The organism is Amycolatopsis sp. NPDC047767, assembly GCF_040704195.1.
Taxonomy (GTDB): Bacteria; Actinomycetota; Actinomycetes; order Mycobacteriales; family Pseudonocardiaceae; genus Amycolatopsis.
Genome location: NZ_JBEYSJ010000028.1, coordinates 34315 through 52278, shown reverse-complemented (window position 1 = coordinate 52278; position 17964 = coordinate 34315). Strand labels below are relative to the sequence as shown.

General features: G+C 68.7%; 12 protein-coding genes and 2 pseudogenes. 9 read left to right on the top strand and 5 right to left on the bottom strand.

All coding sequences use genetic code 11. From position 1 onward, the window contains the following. Positions 1-134: 134 nt before the first annotated feature. A pseudogene (locus AB0878_RS36565) lies at positions 135-1097 on the bottom strand (IS481 family transposase). Between the two features lie 195 nt (positions 1098-1292). On the opposite strand from AB0878_RS36565, the gene AB0878_RS36560 reads away from it, so the two are divergent. Beyond that, the gene (locus tag AB0878_RS36560; protein WP_366585201.1) at positions 1293-2129 is read left to right on the top strand and encodes a helix-turn-helix domain-containing protein; all 837 of its coding nucleotides are present in this window, start codon (positions 1293-1295) and stop codon (positions 2127-2129) included. 48 nt (positions 2130-2177) lie between these two features. On the opposite strand, the gene AB0878_RS36555 is transcribed toward AB0878_RS36560, so the two are convergent. Continuing rightward, the gene (locus tag AB0878_RS36555; protein WP_366585199.1) at positions 2178-5024 is read right to left on the bottom strand and encodes an AAA family ATPase; all 2847 of its coding nucleotides are present in this window, start codon (positions 5022-5024) and stop codon (positions 2178-2180) included. 146 nt (positions 5025-5170) lie between these two features. Here AB0878_RS36555 and AB0878_RS36550 point away from each other — a divergent pair, with 146 nt between their 5' ends. Beyond that, a complete protein-coding gene (locus AB0878_RS36550; RefSeq protein WP_366585197.1) occupies positions 5171-8899 on the top strand; it encodes a S8 family serine peptidase in 3729 nt (1242 codons plus the stop codon). Positions 8900-10732: 1833 nt separating this feature from the next. On the opposite strand, the gene AB0878_RS36545 is transcribed toward AB0878_RS36550, so the two are convergent. Both AB0878_RS36545 and AB0878_RS36540 read right to left on the bottom strand, forming a co-directional pair. After that, positions 10733-11038 (bottom strand): Imm53 family immunity protein, encoded by a 306-nt coding sequence (locus tag AB0878_RS36545; RefSeq protein WP_366585308.1) that lies wholly within the window; start codon positions 11036-11038, stop codon positions 10733-10735. Further along, positions 11032-11697: a Hint domain-containing protein gene (locus AB0878_RS36540; protein ID WP_366585195.1), complete on the bottom strand. Its 666-nt coding sequence runs from the start codon at positions 11695-11697 to the stop codon at positions 11032-11034. Before AB0878_RS36540 ends, AB0878_RS36545 begins: the two co-directional genes overlap by 7 nt. A 176-nt stretch (positions 11698-11873) precedes the next feature. Here AB0878_RS36540 and AB0878_RS36535 point away from each other — a divergent pair, with 176 nt between their 5' ends. The 4 genes and pseudogenes from AB0878_RS36535 to AB0878_RS36520 all read left to right on the top strand — a co-directional run bounded on the left by AB0878_RS36535 (position 11874) and on the right by AB0878_RS36520 (position 13240). Next, positions 11874-12314 carry a hypothetical protein gene (locus tag AB0878_RS36535; RefSeq protein WP_366585193.1) on the top strand — a complete coding sequence of 147 codons (441 nt, stop codon included), beginning with the start codon at positions 11874-11876 and terminating at the stop codon, positions 12312-12314. Between the two features lie 74 nt (positions 12315-12388). Then, positions 12389-12517: pseudogene (locus AB0878_RS36530) on the top strand (IS481 family transposase); the annotation flags it as partial. Between the two features lie 11 nt (positions 12518-12528). Next, positions 12529-12708, top strand: coding sequence for a hypothetical protein (locus AB0878_RS36525; protein WP_366585322.1), 180 nt, complete (start codon positions 12529-12531; stop codon positions 12706-12708). A gap of 142 nt (positions 12709-12850) precedes the next feature. Next, positions 12851-13240 (top strand): ferric reductase-like transmembrane domain-containing protein, encoded by a 390-nt coding sequence (locus AB0878_RS36520; protein WP_366585306.1) that lies wholly within the window; start codon positions 12851-12853, stop codon positions 13238-13240. Here the strand turns inward: AB0878_RS36520 and AB0878_RS36515 are convergent. Beyond that, positions 13126-14790, bottom strand: coding sequence for a helix-turn-helix domain-containing protein (locus AB0878_RS36515; protein ID WP_366585191.1), 1665 nt, complete (start codon positions 14788-14790; stop codon positions 13126-13128). The genes AB0878_RS36520 and AB0878_RS36515 overlap by 115 nt on opposite strands. Before the next feature lie 270 nt (positions 14791-15060). On the opposite strand from AB0878_RS36515, the gene AB0878_RS36510 reads away from it, so the two are divergent. Genes AB0878_RS36510 through dnaK form a run of 3 tightly spaced genes read left to right on the top strand, consistent with a single transcriptional unit; the run spans position 15061 to position 17958 of the window. Further along, positions 15061-15522, top strand: coding sequence for an Hsp20/alpha crystallin family protein (locus AB0878_RS36510; protein ID WP_366585189.1), 462 nt, complete (start codon positions 15061-15063; stop codon positions 15520-15522). A 10-nt stretch (positions 15523-15532) separates the two neighbouring features. Continuing rightward, positions 15533-16081, top strand: a complete 549-nt coding sequence (locus AB0878_RS36505; protein WP_366585187.1) for a general stress protein — start codon at positions 15533-15535, stop codon at positions 16079-16081. Then, complete coding sequence (gene dnaK, locus AB0878_RS36500) at positions 16081-17958, top strand: molecular chaperone DnaK (protein ID WP_366585185.1); 1878 nt, start codon at positions 16081-16083, stop codon at positions 17956-17958. The genes AB0878_RS36505 and dnaK overlap by 1 nt, the downstream gene beginning before the upstream one ends. The last annotated feature ends 6 nt before the right edge of the window (positions 17959-17964 follow it).

Below are 17964 nucleotides of genomic sequence, written 5' to 3'. Positions count from 1 at the left end.
ACTTTTTGTGTCCGAGGACGATCTTGCTCGCTAACCACAACGCTTTCCTTAGGCTGATCGGGCGAGAGCAGGTCTCCTTGTGTACATGTACGTCCGCCCACGCAAACGGCCGCGGCACTAGGTGTATTTGGCCATCAGGTTGGTGGCAGTCGGCTGGTGGGTGGGTGTCCGCCGAGTGCGCTGTGGCGGCGTTGAGTGTTGTAGTGCTCGATCCAGGGGGCAAGGGCTGCGGTGCGTTCGGTGTTGCTGGTGAAGGCCTGCCGGTAGGCCCATTCGGTTTGCAGGGTGCGGTTGAGGCGCTCGACTTTCCCGTTCTGCCAGGGCAGTGGGGTTTGATGAACTTCTACCGGATGCCGTTTTTGGCGCAGACCTGGCGCAGGGACCAGCGGTAGGCCCAGGCGTTGTCGGTCACCAGCCGCTCGATGCGGGTGAAGCCGTGGCCGGCGAAGTAGGTGATCGCCCGGGCGAAGAACGCTGCGCAGGTCGGGCCCTTCTCGTCCGGGAGGATCTCGGAGTAGGCCAGCCGGCTGTGGTCGTCGACCAAGGAGTGGACGTAGTCGAACCCGATCCTGACGCTGCGGTCACGGGTGGCGTCCTGGTTCGCGCGGCCGTGTGCTCGCCAGCCGCCGCCGTCAGGAATGCGGCCGATCTTCTTCACGTCCATGTGGACCAGCTCGCCCGGCCGGTCCCGTTCGTAGCGCACCGCGGTGGTTTTGCCGGCCCGGATCACCTCGCCGGTGATCGGATCGAGCGCGGACAACCGCGGGATATTGTTGCGGGCCAGCACCCGCGACACTGTCCTCGTCGGCACCCCCAGCGCGGCTCCCAGCCAGTCCGGTCCACGGCGCTGGCTCCGGCGCAGGTGCACGATCCGGCGCTCGGTCTCCTCGCTGGTCCGCCGCGGCGAGGAATGCGGGCGCGAGGACCGGTCGCGAAGACCGGGCTCGCCCTCCGCGGCGTATCGGTCCAGCCAGGTTTTCACGCATTTACGGGAGATCCCCATCGCGGCCGCGATATGCGCCTGCGGCTCCCGCCCGGTGACGTTGGACGATCAGCAGCCTGCCCACAACCGCGGTCCGGGCATTACGGTGAGACACGAGAGCCTCCGGTTGGAGTGGGTCCTAGACAAACCACACCCCAACCGGAGGCTCTCCCCATGTCAACCAAGACCACCCGCAACCAACGTCCTGGCCAAATACAAACTAGTGCCTCGTCAAGGAACGTTGACGTGGTAACTGTGTCGCCTGGACATCGGGACTGGTGAGAGTGAGACTGGCCGGTGGAGATGAGCCATGGCACGTCAGCCGGAGGTGTTCGCGCGGTCGCTGGAGCTGGAAGAGGCCCAGCGGCTGGTCAAGATCACGAGATCGACCCGGGATCGGGTGCGTCTGCGGCGGTCCGGGATCGTGCTGGCCTCGTCGCAAGGCCGGTCCGCAGGTGAGATCGCGGTGATGTTCGCCGCGACCGAGGGCTATGTGCGGGAGGTGATCCACGCGTTCAACGACTCCGGGTTCGCGGCGTTGTCCCCAAAATGGAGGGGCGGCCGACCAGCTAAATTCGGGCCGGCCGCCCGGGAGCAGATCTGCCGCATCGCCGCCTGCAAACCGACTGAGCTGGGACTGCCGTTCACCACCTGGAGCCTGGCCAAACTGGTCGGCTACCTCGCCGAACACGCCTGGATCAAGGCGAGCACCGAGACCGTCCGGCAGATCCTGCGCGCGGAGGGCGTGTCCTGGCAGGCCACGAAGACCTGGAAAGCCAGCAAGGACCCGCACGAGGCCTGCACCAGACCCGGGGCGCATCACGATGGCCAGATGCAGCTTGGTCGTCCAGCCTCCCCTCGACCGGCCCAGCGCGTGGTCGGACGGCTCGGGCTCGCCGATACCGCCTGGCGGTTCTTTCTGCAGCTGTTGCTCGTCGAAGCCCGGCACGGCCTTGATCCGGTCGGCCCAGTTGTCGGCTCGTACGCGCGGGCGTCCGTGTCAAGCACGAGCCAGACCTTCGCGGAGCGGGATGACTCCAACATCGTGCACCGGAGCCGGTTCGAGAAAGGCGGCCACTTCGCATCGCACGAGGTGCCCGAGGTCGTGGTCGGCGACATCCAGGCGTTCTTCGCCGCACCGCAGTGAGTTCGCGGAACGCAGGCCAGGCCCACCCCGCGGGCCCGGCCTTCCGCGTCACGCGGGCTTGGAGTCGTCGAGGAGAGGGCCCGCCAGGTCCTTGCGGGACGAGCAACCGAGCTTGCGCAGCGCGCTCGAGACGTGGCTCTCGACCGTGCGGCGGGACAGGAACAGCTCGGTCGCGATCTCCCGGTTCGTCCGGCCCGCCGCCGCGAGGGCGGCCACGCGGTGCTCCTGCGCCGACAGCGTCTGCCCGAGCGCGGGCCGCCCGCCTCGCCACGGATAGGGGATCGGCACGTTGTGCAGCCGCATCGCGCGGCAGACGCGGGCGATGTCACGGGTGGCGTGCAGCGCGCCGTACCGTCGCAACGCGGCCTCCAGGTCCGCGCCGCCACGCGGGTCCCCGTGCCCGCAGCGCAACAGCCCCAGCCGTTCGGCGGCCTGCGCCTCCTCGTAGCTCAAGCCCGCGCCCGCCGTGACGACGCGGGCCTCGTCGAGGAGCCGGCCGGTCTCGCCGTCGGGGGCCAGGATTGCCTGTGCGGCAAGGAGAGCACCCCGCGCGCGGGGTGCGTCGGTCTGGTCGAGACCCGCCGCCAGCTCGTCGACGACGGCCGCGACCTCAGCTGCCCGGCCCAGCGCCTCCGCCAGGCACAGCACGGCCTCACCACCCCACACCCAGTTCCCCTTCGCGCGGACCTGGGTGATCGCGGCCCGGGCGTGCTCGGCGGCGCCGCCTGCGTCGTCCAGCGTCAGCAGCAGCCGCGCCATGGCGGTCCGTGCCGAGATGAGCGGCCACACGGCCCCGACCCGCTCCGCGACGGCGATGACCTCGCCGAAGCACTCCGCAGCCTCCTCCGCCGGCCCGATCGCCGCGAGCAGCGAACCCCGGAGCAGCCGCGAATCCAGCGCCGCTGCCCCGAACGCGGCGTGGGTGCCGCCGATCAGCCGGACCCGGTCCAGCAGGCCGTCCCACCGGCCCGCCGCGTGGTCAACCGCTGCCGTCACCAGGTCGAGCACCACCGCTACCCGCAGGTACTCCGCGTGGTCGGCGACCCGCCGCCCCTCCGCGAGCAACGCCTCCGCGTGGTCCAGACGGCCCGCGTGCAGCGCCCCCTGCGCCCAGTTCAGGCACGCGCGGGCCCGCTCGCGGGCGGACAGGCCGTCGCCACCGAGCAGCTCGTCGACCAGCGGCCAGCCGTCCGGCCGGCCCAGCTCCATCAACAGGCCCGCCCGCGTGATCCGCACGGCAACGTCGACACCGCGGTCACCGCTGCGGCGCGCCGCCACCGCCGCCTCGTCGCAGCGGGCGAGGTGCTCGTGGACGTGCCTGCCCGTGACGGTCTCGGGCGCGGCCAGGACGGCGAGTGCGCGCCCGAGAAGGGCGGGCTCGTCCGCGAGATCCTCGACGGCACGCTCGATCTCCAAGTGACCGGCTCGGGCGTCGCCGGATTGCCGGAGCAGGCGGCCGTGCGCGAACCGCAGCTCGCCCCGGACCGCGACGGGCAGCCGCTCGGTGGCCAGCAGCCGGTCGACGATCGGCAGCGCCTCGGCGTGTGCGAGCCCGTCGACGGCGGCCCGGCCGAGCTTCACCGCGAGCCGGACCCGGAGCTCCTGCGCGACTCCGTCCGCGCCGAGCGCCGTCAACAGGAACCGCGCGGCGGTGGCGTCGTTGCCGTGGGCGAGCGCGGTCTCGGCCGCAGCCTCCGCGTGGACCACCATCTCGGCGTGGTGACCGGCCTGCAGGTAGTGGTGCGCGAGCCGGGCAGGGGAGGCGTGGCGTGCCTCGAGCGCGCGACCGGTGCGCAGGTGCAGCCACCGCCGCCGCGCTGCGGGCACCGACTCGTACACGACCTGCCGTGCGAGCGCGTGCCGGAACCTGCTGTGCCGGTTGTCCTCCTGCAGGAGCCCGACCTCCTGCGCGCGGGCGAGCGCGTTTGCGATCCCGGCCGAGTCGCGCCCGGTCACCTCGGCGAGCAGGGCGTCATCGGTCACCAGACCGGTGACGGCGGCCGCGTCGAGGATCTCGCGGGCGTCGTTGCCGAGGGAGAAGAGGCGCTGCAGGACCACGTCGCGCAGCACGGTCGGCACCGCGAGGTCGTCGAGCGCCTCCGGCCGCCCCGACAGCTCACCCGGCTCCTCCAGATAGGTGCGGAGCACCTCCTCCACCACGAAGGGGATGCCGCCGGTTTTCTCGTAGAGCCGCTCGGCGAAGGCCGGCGCGGGTGGCGTGGCGAGGATCCCGCCGGCGAGCTGCGCGACCTCGACCCGGTCGAGCGGGCGCAGGCCCACGACGCGGGCGGCACCCGACGGGGCGCGGGCCAGCGCCTCCCGGATCGGCAGCCGGCCGGTCTCGGTGCGCGCGGTGATGATCAGCGCCAGCTCCGGTGGGAGGTGCGCGGCGAGGAAGGCGAGGAAGTCCAGCGTCACGGGATCAGCCCAGTGCACGTCCTCGAGCACGAGCAGCAGAGGGCCGACCCGGTCGAGGAGAGCGACGGCCGCGCGGAACACGCGGTGCCGGTCCGCGCCCGGGTCGGAGAGCGGCGGCGGGGGCGGCGGCAGGTACGCGGCGACCTCGGGCAACAACGGGGCCAGCGCGCCGATCACCGGGTTGAGTGCGCCGCCGGTCAGCGGGCCCGCCTGCCGGAACGCGTCGAGGAGAGCCGAGAGCGGCAGCGGCTCCTGGAGCTGTTCGCACTGGCCGACGAGGACCCGGCGCTCGGCGGCCGGGGGCAGGGCGAGCAGCTCGCGGACCAAGCGGCTCTTGCCGATCCCCGCCTCGCCCTCGATCAGCAAGACCGACGGGGTGGCGGTGATCGCCGTCTGGGCCAGGGCCAGCTCCGCTGCCCGACCGATCAGTGCACCGGCGGGCGGGTCCGCCCTGGTGGTCGGCGCTCCCGAGATCATCCGCCAACCTCACTCATGCCGCGTTCTCCCTGGTCGGCCTAGGTTACCGCCATTCTTCCGTGTGCGGTACGGATGGCACCCGGGTGGTCCGTCGCTAGCGTCAGCGAAATTCTCGACGCGGAGGGTGAGCGATGGAACGGTCCACAATGTCCAGAGCCCGGCGGTGGCTGCCGGCCGCCGTGGCGGTCGCGGTGGTGGCGTCGGCGGTGACGCCCGTCGCCGCCGCGGCCGAACCCGGCACCGCCGCGGCGCGGCAGACCTATATCGTCCAGATGGCGCTGGATCCCGTCGTCGCCTACGACGGTGGCGTCGCCGGGCTGCCGCCGACCAAGCCGGCTCGCGGCCGCAAGGTCAACCCCAGGTCGGCGCAAGTCGCGGAGTACGCCGACCACGTCCGGGGCCGGCAGGACCAGGCGGCGCGGGCGGTGGGCGCGAAGAAGCGCAGCACCTACGTCTACTCCTTCGACGGGTTCGCGGCCGACCTGACCGGCGCGCAGGCCGCGCAGCTGCGGGCGATGCCCGACGTCGTCGCGGTCACCGCCGACCGGAAGGTCACCACGCAGACCTCGTCGACCGCCGGCTTCCTCGGTCTGGACAAGCCGGGCGGGCTGTGGGACCAGCTGCAGGGCCCGGAAGGCGCGGGCGAGGGCCTGGTCATCGGCGTGATCGACAGCGGCATCTGGCCCGACAGCGCGAGCTTCGCCAACCCCGACACCGATGGGAAGATGTACGCGCCGCTGAGCGACTTCCACGGCACGTGCGAAACGGTCGCGAACGCCTCGTGGCAGCCGGACGACTGCACAGGCAAGATCGTCGCCGCGCGGCACTTCGACGCGGCGTGGGGCGGCGACGCGGGTGTCACGAGCGCGATGCCGTGGGAGTTCCCCTCCCCGCGTGACTACAACGGGCACGGCACCCATACCGCTTCGACCGCGGGCGGCAACCACGGCGTGGCGGCTACCGGCCCGATGTCCGTGCTCGGTGCGATCACCGGCATGGCGCCGCGCGCCCGGATCGCCGCCTACAAGGCGCTGTGGTCCAGCGAGGACGGCTCGACCGCCTCGGGTGCCACCTCCGACATCGTCGCCGCCATCGACCAGGCCGTGGCCGACGGTGTCGACGTGCTCAACTTCTCCGTCTCGGGGACCACGACCGACCTGCTCGACCCGATTGAGATCGCGTTCCTCGCCGCGGCCGAGGCCGGGGTCTTCGTCTCGGCCTCCGCGGGAAACAGCGGCCCGGCGGCCACGACGGTCGCTCACCCGTCGCCGTGGGTGACGACGGTCGCCGCGAGCACCCACAACCGGAGCACGACCGCCACCGCCACCCTCGGCGACGGCACCACCCACACCGGCGCGTCACTCGCGACCACCGCGGCCGGCCCGGCGCCGCTCGTCTACTCCGGAGCGGCCACGACCGGGCAGTCGACGGCCAGCGACCAGCTCGCGAGGCTCTGTTACGCCGCGGTCGACAACGGCGGCACGCCCGTGCTCGACCCCGCCAAGGTGACGGGGAAGATCGTCGTCTGCGAGCGGGGCAACAACGCACGCATCAACAAGAGCCGCGCGGTGAAGGAGGCCGGCGGCGTCGGCATGATCCTCGTCAACACGACCCCGGACGACGACGGGCTCGTCGCCGACGTCCACGCCGTGCCGACCGTGCACCTGACGGCCACGAACCAGGCTGCGATCCAGGCGTACGCCGCCACGCCCGGTGCCACGGCGTCGGTCTCGGCGGCCACGATCTCCTACAACACGCCCGCGCCGTACATCGCCGCGTTCTCCTCGCGCGGGCCGTCCACGGCCGCCGGCGGTGACCTGCTCAAGCCCGACCTCACGGCACCCGGGCAGGACATCCTCGCCGCGGTCGCGCCGCCGGGACAGGGCGGCCTGGACTTCAACCTGATGAGCGGCACGTCGATGTCGGCACCGCACGTCGCCGGGCTCGCGGCGCTGCTCAAGCAGCGGCACCCGGACTGGTCGCCGATGGCCGTCAAGTCGGCGCTGATGACGACCGGCAGCGATGTCCTCGACGGGCCGGGCAGCGACCCGGCGGTCGCGTTCGCACAGGGCGCCGGGCACGTCGTGCCCAACAGCGCCGTGGACCCGGGGCTGGTCTTCGACAGCGGCGCCGACGACTGGGTCGCGTTCCTGTGCGACACCACCAAAGGCGTGACCCAGACCGCCTGCGACGCCGAGGCGAAGAAGGGAAAGTCGTTCGACCCCAGCGACCTGAACACGCCGTCAATCTCCGTCGGGCGCTTGCCGGGCACGCAGACGGTGACGCGCTCGGTGACCAACGTCGGCCGCGACCAGACGACGTACACCCCGGTGGTGACGGGTCTGCCCGGCGTGTCGGTGAAGGTCAAGCCCGACCGGCTCACGCTGCGCGGAGGCGAGACGAAGTCGTTCACCGTGACGTTCACCCGGACCAGCGCGGCCGTCAACACGTACGTCTCCGGCCAGCTGACCTGGCGCGACGCCCGGCACAAGGTACGGATCCCGATGGTGGTCCGCCCGGTCGCCCAGGCGTGGACCGCGGATCACGGCGTCGCGGGCGTGCAGGACTCGGGTGAGCAGGTCGTCCTCGCGCCCGACGGCAAGCGGGTTTTCGTGACCGGCGTCAACTACGGCTCGGCGCCCGGGCAGTACAACCTGAGCATCGCCACGGTCGCCCACGACGCGAAGACGGGTGCCGAGCTGTGGTCGGCGAAGTACGCGGGCCCGGCAGGCACGTACGCCGAGCCCCACGACATGCAGGTGAGTCCGGACGGGCGGACGCTGTACGTCACGGGAGCCACGGCCGCGGACGCCACCGGCAACGACGCCGTCACCATCGCCTACGACGCCGCGACGGGCAGGCAGAAGTGGGAGGTGCGGTACACCGGCCCGGGCGCCTTCACGGCCTGGAGCAACGGGATCGTGGTGAGCCAGGACGGCAGGCGCGTGTACGTCACGGGCATGACGACCCTCGCGGACGACGGCATCGACGATTTCTTCACCGCCGCCTACGACGCCACCACCGGCAGGCAGGTCTGGGCCACGACCTACGACGGCGCGGGCAAGGCGACCGACGACGCCCGGATGATCGCCCTGGCCCCGGACGGCAGGACGGTCTTCGTCAGCGGGCAGAGCCCGGGGCCGACCGAGACCGGCTACGACTGGGGCACGGTCGCCTACGACACGGCCACCGGCAAGCAGAAGTGGGTGGCCCGGTACGACAGCCCGACGCACGGCTACGACATGCCGTCCGCGATGACGGTGTCGGAGGACGGCCGTTCGGTCATCGTGACCGGTGCGAGCACCGAGGGCGCGACGGCGGTCGACCTGACGACCATCGCGTACGACACCCGTACCGGCGCCGTGCGGTGGTCGGACAACTACGACGGCCCGGGACACGCCACCGACAACCCGTACGCCATCACGGCTTCCCAGGGCCGGGTGTACGTCACGGGCAACACGGAGGGCGCAGGCACCGGGTTCGACATGACCACGGTCGCCTACGACGAGCGCACCGGCAGGCGGCTGTGGCTCCAGCGGTTCGACGGCAAGGCCCACCAAGACGACACGTCATCGGGCATCGTGGTCACACCCGACGGCAAGAAGGTGGTCATCACCGGCACGAGCGCGGATAGCGGCGCGGGCAGCGACTACGTGACGATCGCCTACGACGCGGCCACCGGCAGGCAGACATGGCTCGGCCGGTACGACGGCCTGGCCGGCGGCCCGGACGGCGCCCACGCGATCGCCATGACCACGAAGAAGGACGGCGTCCGGTTCTACGTGACCGGCCAGAGCGCCACGGCGGGCAGCCTCGAGACCGGCGTGGAGGTGGAAATGACCACCATCGCCTACGTCGACCCCTGGCAGCAATGAGCAGCTGATCACCTGCCGTGAAATGCGCTTTCGGGACGCTGGACAACCCGAAAGCGCCTTTCACGGCGTACGGCATCCTCATTCCGGGCAGGGCGTTTCCGTCAGGCTGGGTGTCCGAAGTGGACGCTCGACCTGATTCGCTTTGGTGAAAACACTTTCTGGCGCGATTGGCCGTCGAGAGAAGACAGTCCTGGCGCTGCTCGGAAACCGGGCGCCGGACTGAGCTTCGTGAAGGGTGAATGGACACGGCGACGACGGTCCTCGAGATGGCGGCGTCCTGCCGGGCCGGCGGGTCGGCCGTGGGTACGGACACTGGCCCCACCTGGGCGGAGTCGACTCTGGCCCAGGTAGTCGCCGGCCAGGCGCCGCCGCCCGACGGGGTGGTGCGGAACCTGGTTCGCGGGCCACCGGCGCAGCGACCGATCACGGTCGCCCACGAGCTGGTCGGCGAGTTGAGGCGAAGAGCCACGCGCGAACGCGGGAACCGTCCATCTTCATCAGACTGCTGACAACCACTGCGCTTCGACAACACCGGCGCCCGTGACCGACCCAATGGCCGCCGCTACCAAACAACGAGTAGGCAACGACGGACACCGAACCACCGGGATCCGAGAAAGTGTCACAGTCCTCCAATCGGTGTAGTCACGATTGCGGAACAACAAGCCGCTGGGATCCTGCTCAGTCGAAATGGTCGGGCCTTCGTCTTCCGCGTGTCCTTCAGGAGTTGACGGCCGTTGCTGTAGCTGCCGGCCGAGACGTGGCCGTCACAAATCAGCGCGTTCGACAATGAGGTCAGCGTCACCGTCGAGTTCGGAACCTCCCGTGAGATGTAGGTGAGATCCGGCGGGGACTGACTCTTGAGCCAGTGTGAGCAGGTGGCGCGCAAGCGACCTCAGCCCCGCAGGGTTGCCCCGGACAAGTACCGCTGATCCATCGATGGTCACGTCCAGGGCAAAACCGTCGTCCCAACGGAACTTCAAGCCCTCGCCCAGAACGTACTGATCGAATTCGATTCGTGATTCCAATTTCACTCCGGTTCGAAGTAGCCGCCGGGACCGAGCCACTTCTCGGCAGCGTCCAGTGCCGCGTCGGTGCTGATCCTAGTTCCGTCGATAGGATGCCCGTCCGCGTCGTACGGACCACACGAACTCCATGGTGCGGAGTTGTGCGCGAGATCGGCGCGTCGGCGGTCGATGGCGACGCAGACGCGTGGTCGACCTCAACCGGGCGCAAGCCGATCGAGGGGCCGCTCAGGCAGAACTGATGAGGGCCGGCGAACCTCCGGGACTCGGCGAGGCCGAGGTCTACGCAATGATCGACTCGCTCGGCAAACGTCAGCGCCGCGCTGGCCGACGGCAGCCGGGCCGGCGGCATGATCTCCACCTCGAAGGTCGCGAAGACGACGTTGATCGGCATCTGCTCGTCCGGCACGAGGCGCCACAGCACGGCGAGTTGCGCCCCCTGGGTCAGGCCGCGGGCGAGGCGCTGCACGAACCCAACCGCGGCGAGACCGGTGAAAGAGACGGGTCTGCGCAACCTCCCTATGCACGGGTTCGACGCCAACCGGACCTGGATCGCCATCGACTGCCTCGCAACCGAACCAACCGCTCGGCTGCAGCTGCTGGCCATACACGGCACGACGCACGCCGATGCGAACCCAAACGGCTGTGCCTGCGGCTGCTCTCCGCGACGCGGATGCGATCCTCGCAGCGGGTGCGGCGCCGGTGCCGCACTTCGAGATCCGGTCGTTGGCCGCCGGTGGCGTCGGCGGCGAACGCGCCCGGGCCAGTGGAACCCCGGCACCCAACCCGCCGAACGGGTCACCGACTCAGTTTATTTGGCTTCGGCAAACTTCTGAAACTCTCCAATAGCCACGTCAAAGGAGTGCACATCACACACAACATTAAATTCTTCCCCATTGGACCACGATCGAACCCATCGCCCATGTTCCGGTTCCCAAGTGCATGGCTCCATTACTCGGCCGGAAATATCCGTTTCGGAAAGGTTCACCTGAATTAGCCATCCAGGGTTATCGATGGTCGATATCTTTATGCCGTATTCATGCCCCCAATCACCGTTACAATTATTTGCATACCAGTCCAGGAGATATTGGACACTCACTTCCAACGACACTAGCATCCTCCCGGCAATTCCCATTGTTCAAGGGTTCTAGCACTGCCGTCCGGCAGATTGATGTGCGGAGTCGAAATGATTGAACCATCACGGTTTACATGTGCCGGGCCGTAGCGGTCAAAACGCTTCTGCAAAACAAGGGGCCTTGGGTCGCGCGGATCTGACGGTGGCGCCCACTCGGCATACATCTTGATCTCATCGGTGTCTCCTGCGTATCGGAACGTAGTGTGCGGTCCTTCCGCCGCCGGGTCTGGAGCCTGGCGTGGGGGGCGCCCATTGTGCACCAGGATCGCCTGGTCCCCGGACATCACACGATACACGTGGCCAACGTCTACGGTGATGTTGTAGACCCGCAGTGGCCGCATGACCTTGACAGTTGATGCGATGCGCACTTGCCGGTCGATGCCTCGCACCATGTCGCCGGTACGGAGCTCACTCGCCGGTACCCATTCTTGCCTTGTCGCCAACCAGAACGGATGACTGCCAGTGGCCGTAATCGTCTCCGAGCTACCGGTCATCCGAATCTGGATCAGAGTCTTCCAGCCCTCACCTGTCACCGTTCCCACGACTTGCCGCGCAACACTCCGGCCGGTGACAGGGTCAGCGGCTTCTACCCATTCTCCCAGCTTGGTCGACTCGATTGATCGCCGAGATCCGTCAGCCATCAACACGAGTGTTCCAGGTAGGAAGCTATTGCAAGCCCTGATCGTTGACAGTCGTCGCTCTGCACTCTCAACCGCTCGCAGATCAGCCATCTGCATAAACGCGGTCAACGCGGGCCGGGCACCGGGTCCGGACGATCTTCGTCCACCGCCCGGCGAAGGACCTCGCCGAACGGGCGTTGCGGACATCACGAAAACCGTTCGGACCCGCCTGGTTTTTCACCCGCCGCCGCAAGACGGCTCATCCGATCCGCACCGTCAAATACGCGGTGACACCCCGTCCGGTACGCCAGGTGAGCCGGGCTATCTACACGGTGACCAACCCGCTCGGTGCGGCCGAGAACGCGCTTGTCAACAGCCTCTTCGCCGGGCGCGGAAAGAACCGCCGACGCACCGCGACGCGCGCAGCCGCGCCCCGCGCGACACCAACCACCTCCACTTCAGACGTGCGAGCCGCCGAAGGCGCCGCCGCTCACGACCAGCTCGCGGCTTTGATGTCCGTCCAGAGGGAGCGGTTCTCCCCGGCACAGCGACCGGTCATCAACTCGCCCGTCCCGGTCGACCGCGAGGCCCTAGCTGTGCTGTTCGGGCACGTTGGTGACGTGGCGACACGGTCTTGATGATCTTGATATGGGTGAGGACCCCGGGTTTCGGTGTGGATCACCACAACCTGCACCGACTCCCGGAGGCCCTCATCCTCCACCGTAACGCCCCGTTGACCCCGACCGGCAGGCTCCGGTTGCCGCAGTGTGTCATCGATCAAGGCTGGTCACTACGACGCGCAGCTGAGCGGTTTCAGGTCTCACACACGACTGTTGCTCGCACCACGCGCCGATGCGCCTCGAGCACGAAATCGAGACGGACGGGAGCCGCTCAGGCGGCGAGGACAAACGCCGGACCGGCGGCGACACCGGCATCGGCGATCCCCCGGTCGACACCGGCGCGTTCCGCGGTCCGGCGGATGAATTCCTGGCGGCCGAACGGCGTCGTACTGACTGTGCACACCGTTCTTGAACTCGCCAACAGCGCTGTGCGCGTCCTGTGAGCCGGGCATCCCGCCGAACGGGCTCTCCTTTTCGCTCCGGCCTCCTCCTGCTGCAGGTACTGCTGATCGCCCGGATCTCCCCGGGTCGAACTCAACTCCGGGCAAGACACGCTGGCGCACGGGCACCAGCTGACCGGGTTCACCTCGTTCGTCCTGCTGTGCCTGCACATCGTCCTGATCTCTCTGGGCTACGCCATGACCGACCACAGTGGACTTATCGCCGAGGTGTGGAGTCTCGTCACGACCTACCCGGGCATACTGCTGGCGACCGCGGGTACGGTCGCGCTCGTCTTGGTCGTCCTCACCTCGGTGTGGGCCCCGCGCCGCCGGTTGCGCCACGAGTCCTGGCACCTGCTGCACCTCTACTCCTACCTCGGCGTCTCCGTTCACTCCGAACCCTGCAGCACCTGCCAGACCCTGGTGGCCACGTGCAGGTTGAGTCTGCTGTCGACGTCATTGAGGTCGCGGTCGGTGATCTCCCGGATCCGGCCGAGCCGGTAGCGCAGGGTGCTGCGGTGGATCACCAGCGCGGAAGCGGTCTCGTCGTAGTGTCCGCCGCATTCGAGGTACTGCGACAGCGTCTGAACCAGATTCGTGTTCTTTTGCTCGTCGTAGTCGAGAAGCTGGCCCAGCCATTCCCGCACGAACGCGACGATTTCGGCGCGATTGTCTCCGGTGTCCAGAATGCGGTAAAGGCCCAGTTGGTCGAATGTCGTCGCACCATGGGGTGACCTTGATTTCTGGCGGACGTCCAGGGCTCGCAAGGCTTCCGAGTAGGACCTCGGAAAGTTGCCAGGGCTGTCGCAGCGGGCACCGACCCCGATCGCACAGGCGCTTCCGAGGCTCTCCGAGAGGGTGCGGCACAGCGCGTCCCCGTCCGGGCGTCCGCGGACGAGGAGCACCACGGCTCCCGAGCGCCGGGAGATCATCGAGCTCAGCTGAAGCGAGGCGGCCGCCCGGCCGGTGGCGTGGGCGAGGGCGTCGTCGGCCTGCCTCCCGTCCCATTGGACGACGATCACGTAATGAGGGCCGCGCAGGTCGTGCCCGATCGCGTCGGCGCGAGCGTAGGCGCTCTCGTCGTCGGTGCCGGTGATCAGGTCGTCGACCAGGTCACGGTGAAGGCGTAGTTCGACCTCGGCGAGATTGCGCTGGTGGGACAGCTCCAGCGCCAGCACCGTTGTCCCGTATTCGAGCGCGAACATCTCGTGGCTGCCCACGGTCCTGCGGGGGTCCACGAGCGCGATCACGCCGAGTACCTCGTAGTGCGGTTTGACGAGCGAGATCAACCGGTCCTTCTCCCGGACCGGATGGGGGACCGCCGCGGCGCGCCTGAGCAGCTCCTCGCGCCGGTGGGATTCGGGCTTCGGGTACGGGTCGGGCTTGCCGGCACCGGCCCAGGCCCGCAGGTTGCCGAACCGGTCTTCGATCGCGACCGACAACGATGTCAGCTGGTGCAGCGCATGGGCGATGCCAGGCTCGCCCGCACCGGACACGGAGATGTTGGTGAGTACCTCGTGCACGTGCCCCTGTTGCTCGAGCCGGGCGACCGACGCAGCCAGCCTGCCGTTGAGCTCTTGCAGAACGAGGGCCTGTTCCCGCTCTCGCCGGTGGAGCGCGGCGTTGGCCAGCGCATCCGCCGCCTGTTGACTGAGCGCTTCGAGCAAGAAGAACTCGTCCTCCGACGGCTGAATTGCCGCGTGCACCACCAGGTAGCCTCTCAAGACGTTCAGCCCGCGCAGCGCGAAGCCCCAGCACCAATCGCCGCCGGGTAGGAGGAGCGAGCCGCTGTCGCCGTCGAGAAGCCACACCTGCTGGTCAAGCTCCGCGTTCGGCTCCGCGTCATCACAACGCTTGAGTGCGCCGTCGATGATCAGGTACACCGCCTTGGTGCCGCAGCCGCTCAGCGACAGCACCGAGGTGGCGGCCAGTCGAACGATGTCGTCGGCTTCACGGCCGACGAACGACCCCCGCAAATTCGACAAGTGGCCACGCCACCAGCCGTCCGACCTCTGTGGATTTTGGTGGGTTCCGCCCGCCGCCGCGGGTGCCATCCGGGCCTCCAACCGCCGACTGAACAAAGACTCTACACGGATGATCCTGCTCTGCCGGGTCGATCGTTCGCGCCAGTTTCGGCCTGCCAGGCGCACGCGCGAGCATGGCTCTGCTTGGCACAGTCTGCTGTGTCACGAAAAACCGCTGCGACGGTCCCGATTCTGCCGGTAACCGCAAATTCGCACGCGCCAGGAGAAGCGCGTCACAGAGTTTGTTCGACGCGGTAGGTCCATTCGCGACACGTACTCGGACGAGGAATGAGGAGAGTCATGACATTGATGCGTTTCGACCCGTTCCGCGATCTCGAACGGTTGACCGAGCAGGCCGTGGTGGGCGCCCGCGGCCCGCGGGCGATGCCGATCGAGGCCTTCCGCCGCGGCGACCAGTTCGTCGTCGCGCTGGACCTACCGGGAGTGAACCCCGACGACGTCGACGTGACGGTGGAACGCAATGTGGTGACCGTACGTGCCCGTCGCGCCCCGCTGCGCCGTGAAGGTGACGAACTGGTGGTCGACGAACGGCCGCAGGGTGAGTTCAGCCGCCAATTCTTCCTGGGCGACAACCTGGACAGCACGCGGCTGTCCGCGGAGGTCGACCACGGTGTGCTCATGCTCGGCATCCCGGTCGCCGAAGCCAGCAAGCCTCGCAAGGTCGAAATCGGCGGCGGCACCGAGACGGCTGAAAAGAAGCCTCAGATCAAGGCTTCTCGCGAAGAACACGCGAACGTCTAGGAGCCGGACGATGACTGCGCAGCCCGGCGCCACGGCGCCATCACCGCGTGACTCTTCGGACCAGCAAGCTTCGGATGAGCTCACCTCGGAACAGCGCACCGCGAGCCGGCGTCGTCCGATCGGCGCTTACGAGACCTACAGCGAAGCCGAGCGTGCCGTTGACTACCTGTCGGACAACGGCTTCCCGGTCCAGCGGGTCGCCATCATCGGCTCGGACGTCAAGCTGGTCGAGCAGGTCGTCGGGCGCCTGAACTACGGCGGCGCCGCGCTGCGCGGAGCCGGCTCGGGTGCCGTCACAGGACTGCTGATCGGTTGGCTGTTCGGGATCTTGAACTGGTTCACGCCGTTGCTGGCGGCCTTCACCCTCGCCGTGTACGGCCTTGTGTTCGGCGCTGTGATCGGCGCGATCTTCGGCCTCGCCGTCCATGCGCTCCAGCGTGGCCGCCGCGACTTCGCCTCGGTCCGGGTCATGACGCCCACCCGCTACGAGGTCGTCGCCGACGAAGCGGTGGCCGACGAAGCCAAGAAACTGCTCGCCAAGATGAAGGGAAGTGTGTGATGGCCAAGGCGGTCGGCATCGACCTGGGCACGACCAACTCGGTGATCGCCGCCTGGGAAGGCGGCGAGCCCACGGTCATCGCCAACTCCGAAGGCACCCGGACCACCCCGTCGGTGGTCGCGTTCACCGAAAGCGGCGAGCGGCTGGTCGGCCAGCTCGCCCGCCGGCAGGCGATCCTCAATCCGAAGGGCACCGTCTACTCCGCGAAGAGGTTCATCGGCCGGAAATACGACGAGGTCGGCGACGAGGCCAAGGCTGTCGGCTTCGACGTCGTCGAGGGCGAAGGCGGCGTCGTCCGGTTCAAGGTCCGCGACAAGCTCTACTCGCCGGAGGAGATCAGCGCGCAGATCCTGCGCAAGCTCGCCGACGACGCGGGCAAGTTCCTCGGCGAGCGGGTGACCGAGGCCGTCATCACCGTGCCGGCGTACTTCAACGACGCCCAGCGGCAGGCCACCAAGGACGCCGGCAAAATCGCCGGCCTCGAGGTCCTGCGCATCATCAACGAGCCGACCGCCGCCGCGCTCGCCTACGGGCTCGACTCGAAGAGCCACGAGACGGTCCTCGTGTTCGACCTCGGCGGCGGCACCTTCGACGTGAGCCTGCTCGACGTCGGAGACGGCGTGGTCGAGGTCCGCTCGACCGCCGGGGACACCCATCTCGGGGGTGACGACTTCGACCGCCGGATCGTGGATCACCTCGCCGATCAGTTCCAGAAGGACAACGGCATCGACCTGCGGGCGGATCCGCAGGCGCTCCAACGGCTCTTCGAAGCCGCGGAGAAGGCGAAGGTCGAGCTCAGCTCGGTCAGCCAGACGAGCGTGAGCCTGCCGTTCATCACTGCGGACAAAGACGGCCCGAAGCATCTCACGACCACCTTGATGCGCTCGGTGTTCGAGCAGATCACCACGGACCTGGTCGAGCGGTGCCTTGGCCCGGTCAAGCAGGCGATGAGCGACGCGAAGGTGACCGCGAACGACATCGACGAGGTCATCCTGGTCGGCGGATCGACGCGGATCCCGGCCGTGCAGAGCCTGGTCCGCAGGCTGACCGGCGGCAAGGACCCGAACATGAGCGTCAACCCGGACGAGGTCGTCGCGCTCGGTGCGGCGGTCCAGTCAGGTGTGCTCAAGGGCGAGGTCAAGGACGTCCTGTTGCTCGACGTCACACCACTGTCCCTCGGCGTCGAAACCCAGGGCGGCGTGATGACGAAGATCATCGAGCGCAACACGACCATCCCGGCGCGGCGGACCGAGGTGTTCTCCACCGCGGAGGACAACCAGCCCGCGGTCGACGTCGTGGTTCTCCAGGGCGAGCGGGAGAGGGCGGCCGACAACCGGGTGCTCGGGCGCTTCCAGCTCACCGACATCCGGCCGGCTCCGCGGGGCGAGCCCCAGATCGAGGTCACCTTCGACGTCGACGCCAACGGCATCCTCGATGTCACGGCCAAGGACAAGGACACCGGCGCGCAGCAGGGCATCACGATCAGCGAGAGCTCGAATCTCGACCAGGCCGAGATCGACCGCATGGTCACCGAAGCCGAACGCAACCGGTCCGAGGACCTGCGGCTGCGCGAAGAGGTCGACGCGCGCAACCTGCTCGACTCGGCGGCATACCAGGTCGAACGGGCGATCACGGACACCACCCCGCCGCATGAGAAGGCGCGGGCGGAGATGCTCGTCAACGAGGCTCGTGAGGCCGTGAAGAACGCGGCTCCGGTGGACCAGGTGCGTTCGCTGACCTCGGAGTTGCAGCAGGTGCTGGCCGGGCTCAACGCTTCCCGGGCGAGCGGCGGCGAAGGTGGCAGCGGTTCCGGCGGCGGCACGCAGCAATCGGCCGACGAGGACGACGTGATCGACGCGGACTTCGACCGGGCGTGAGGCGAA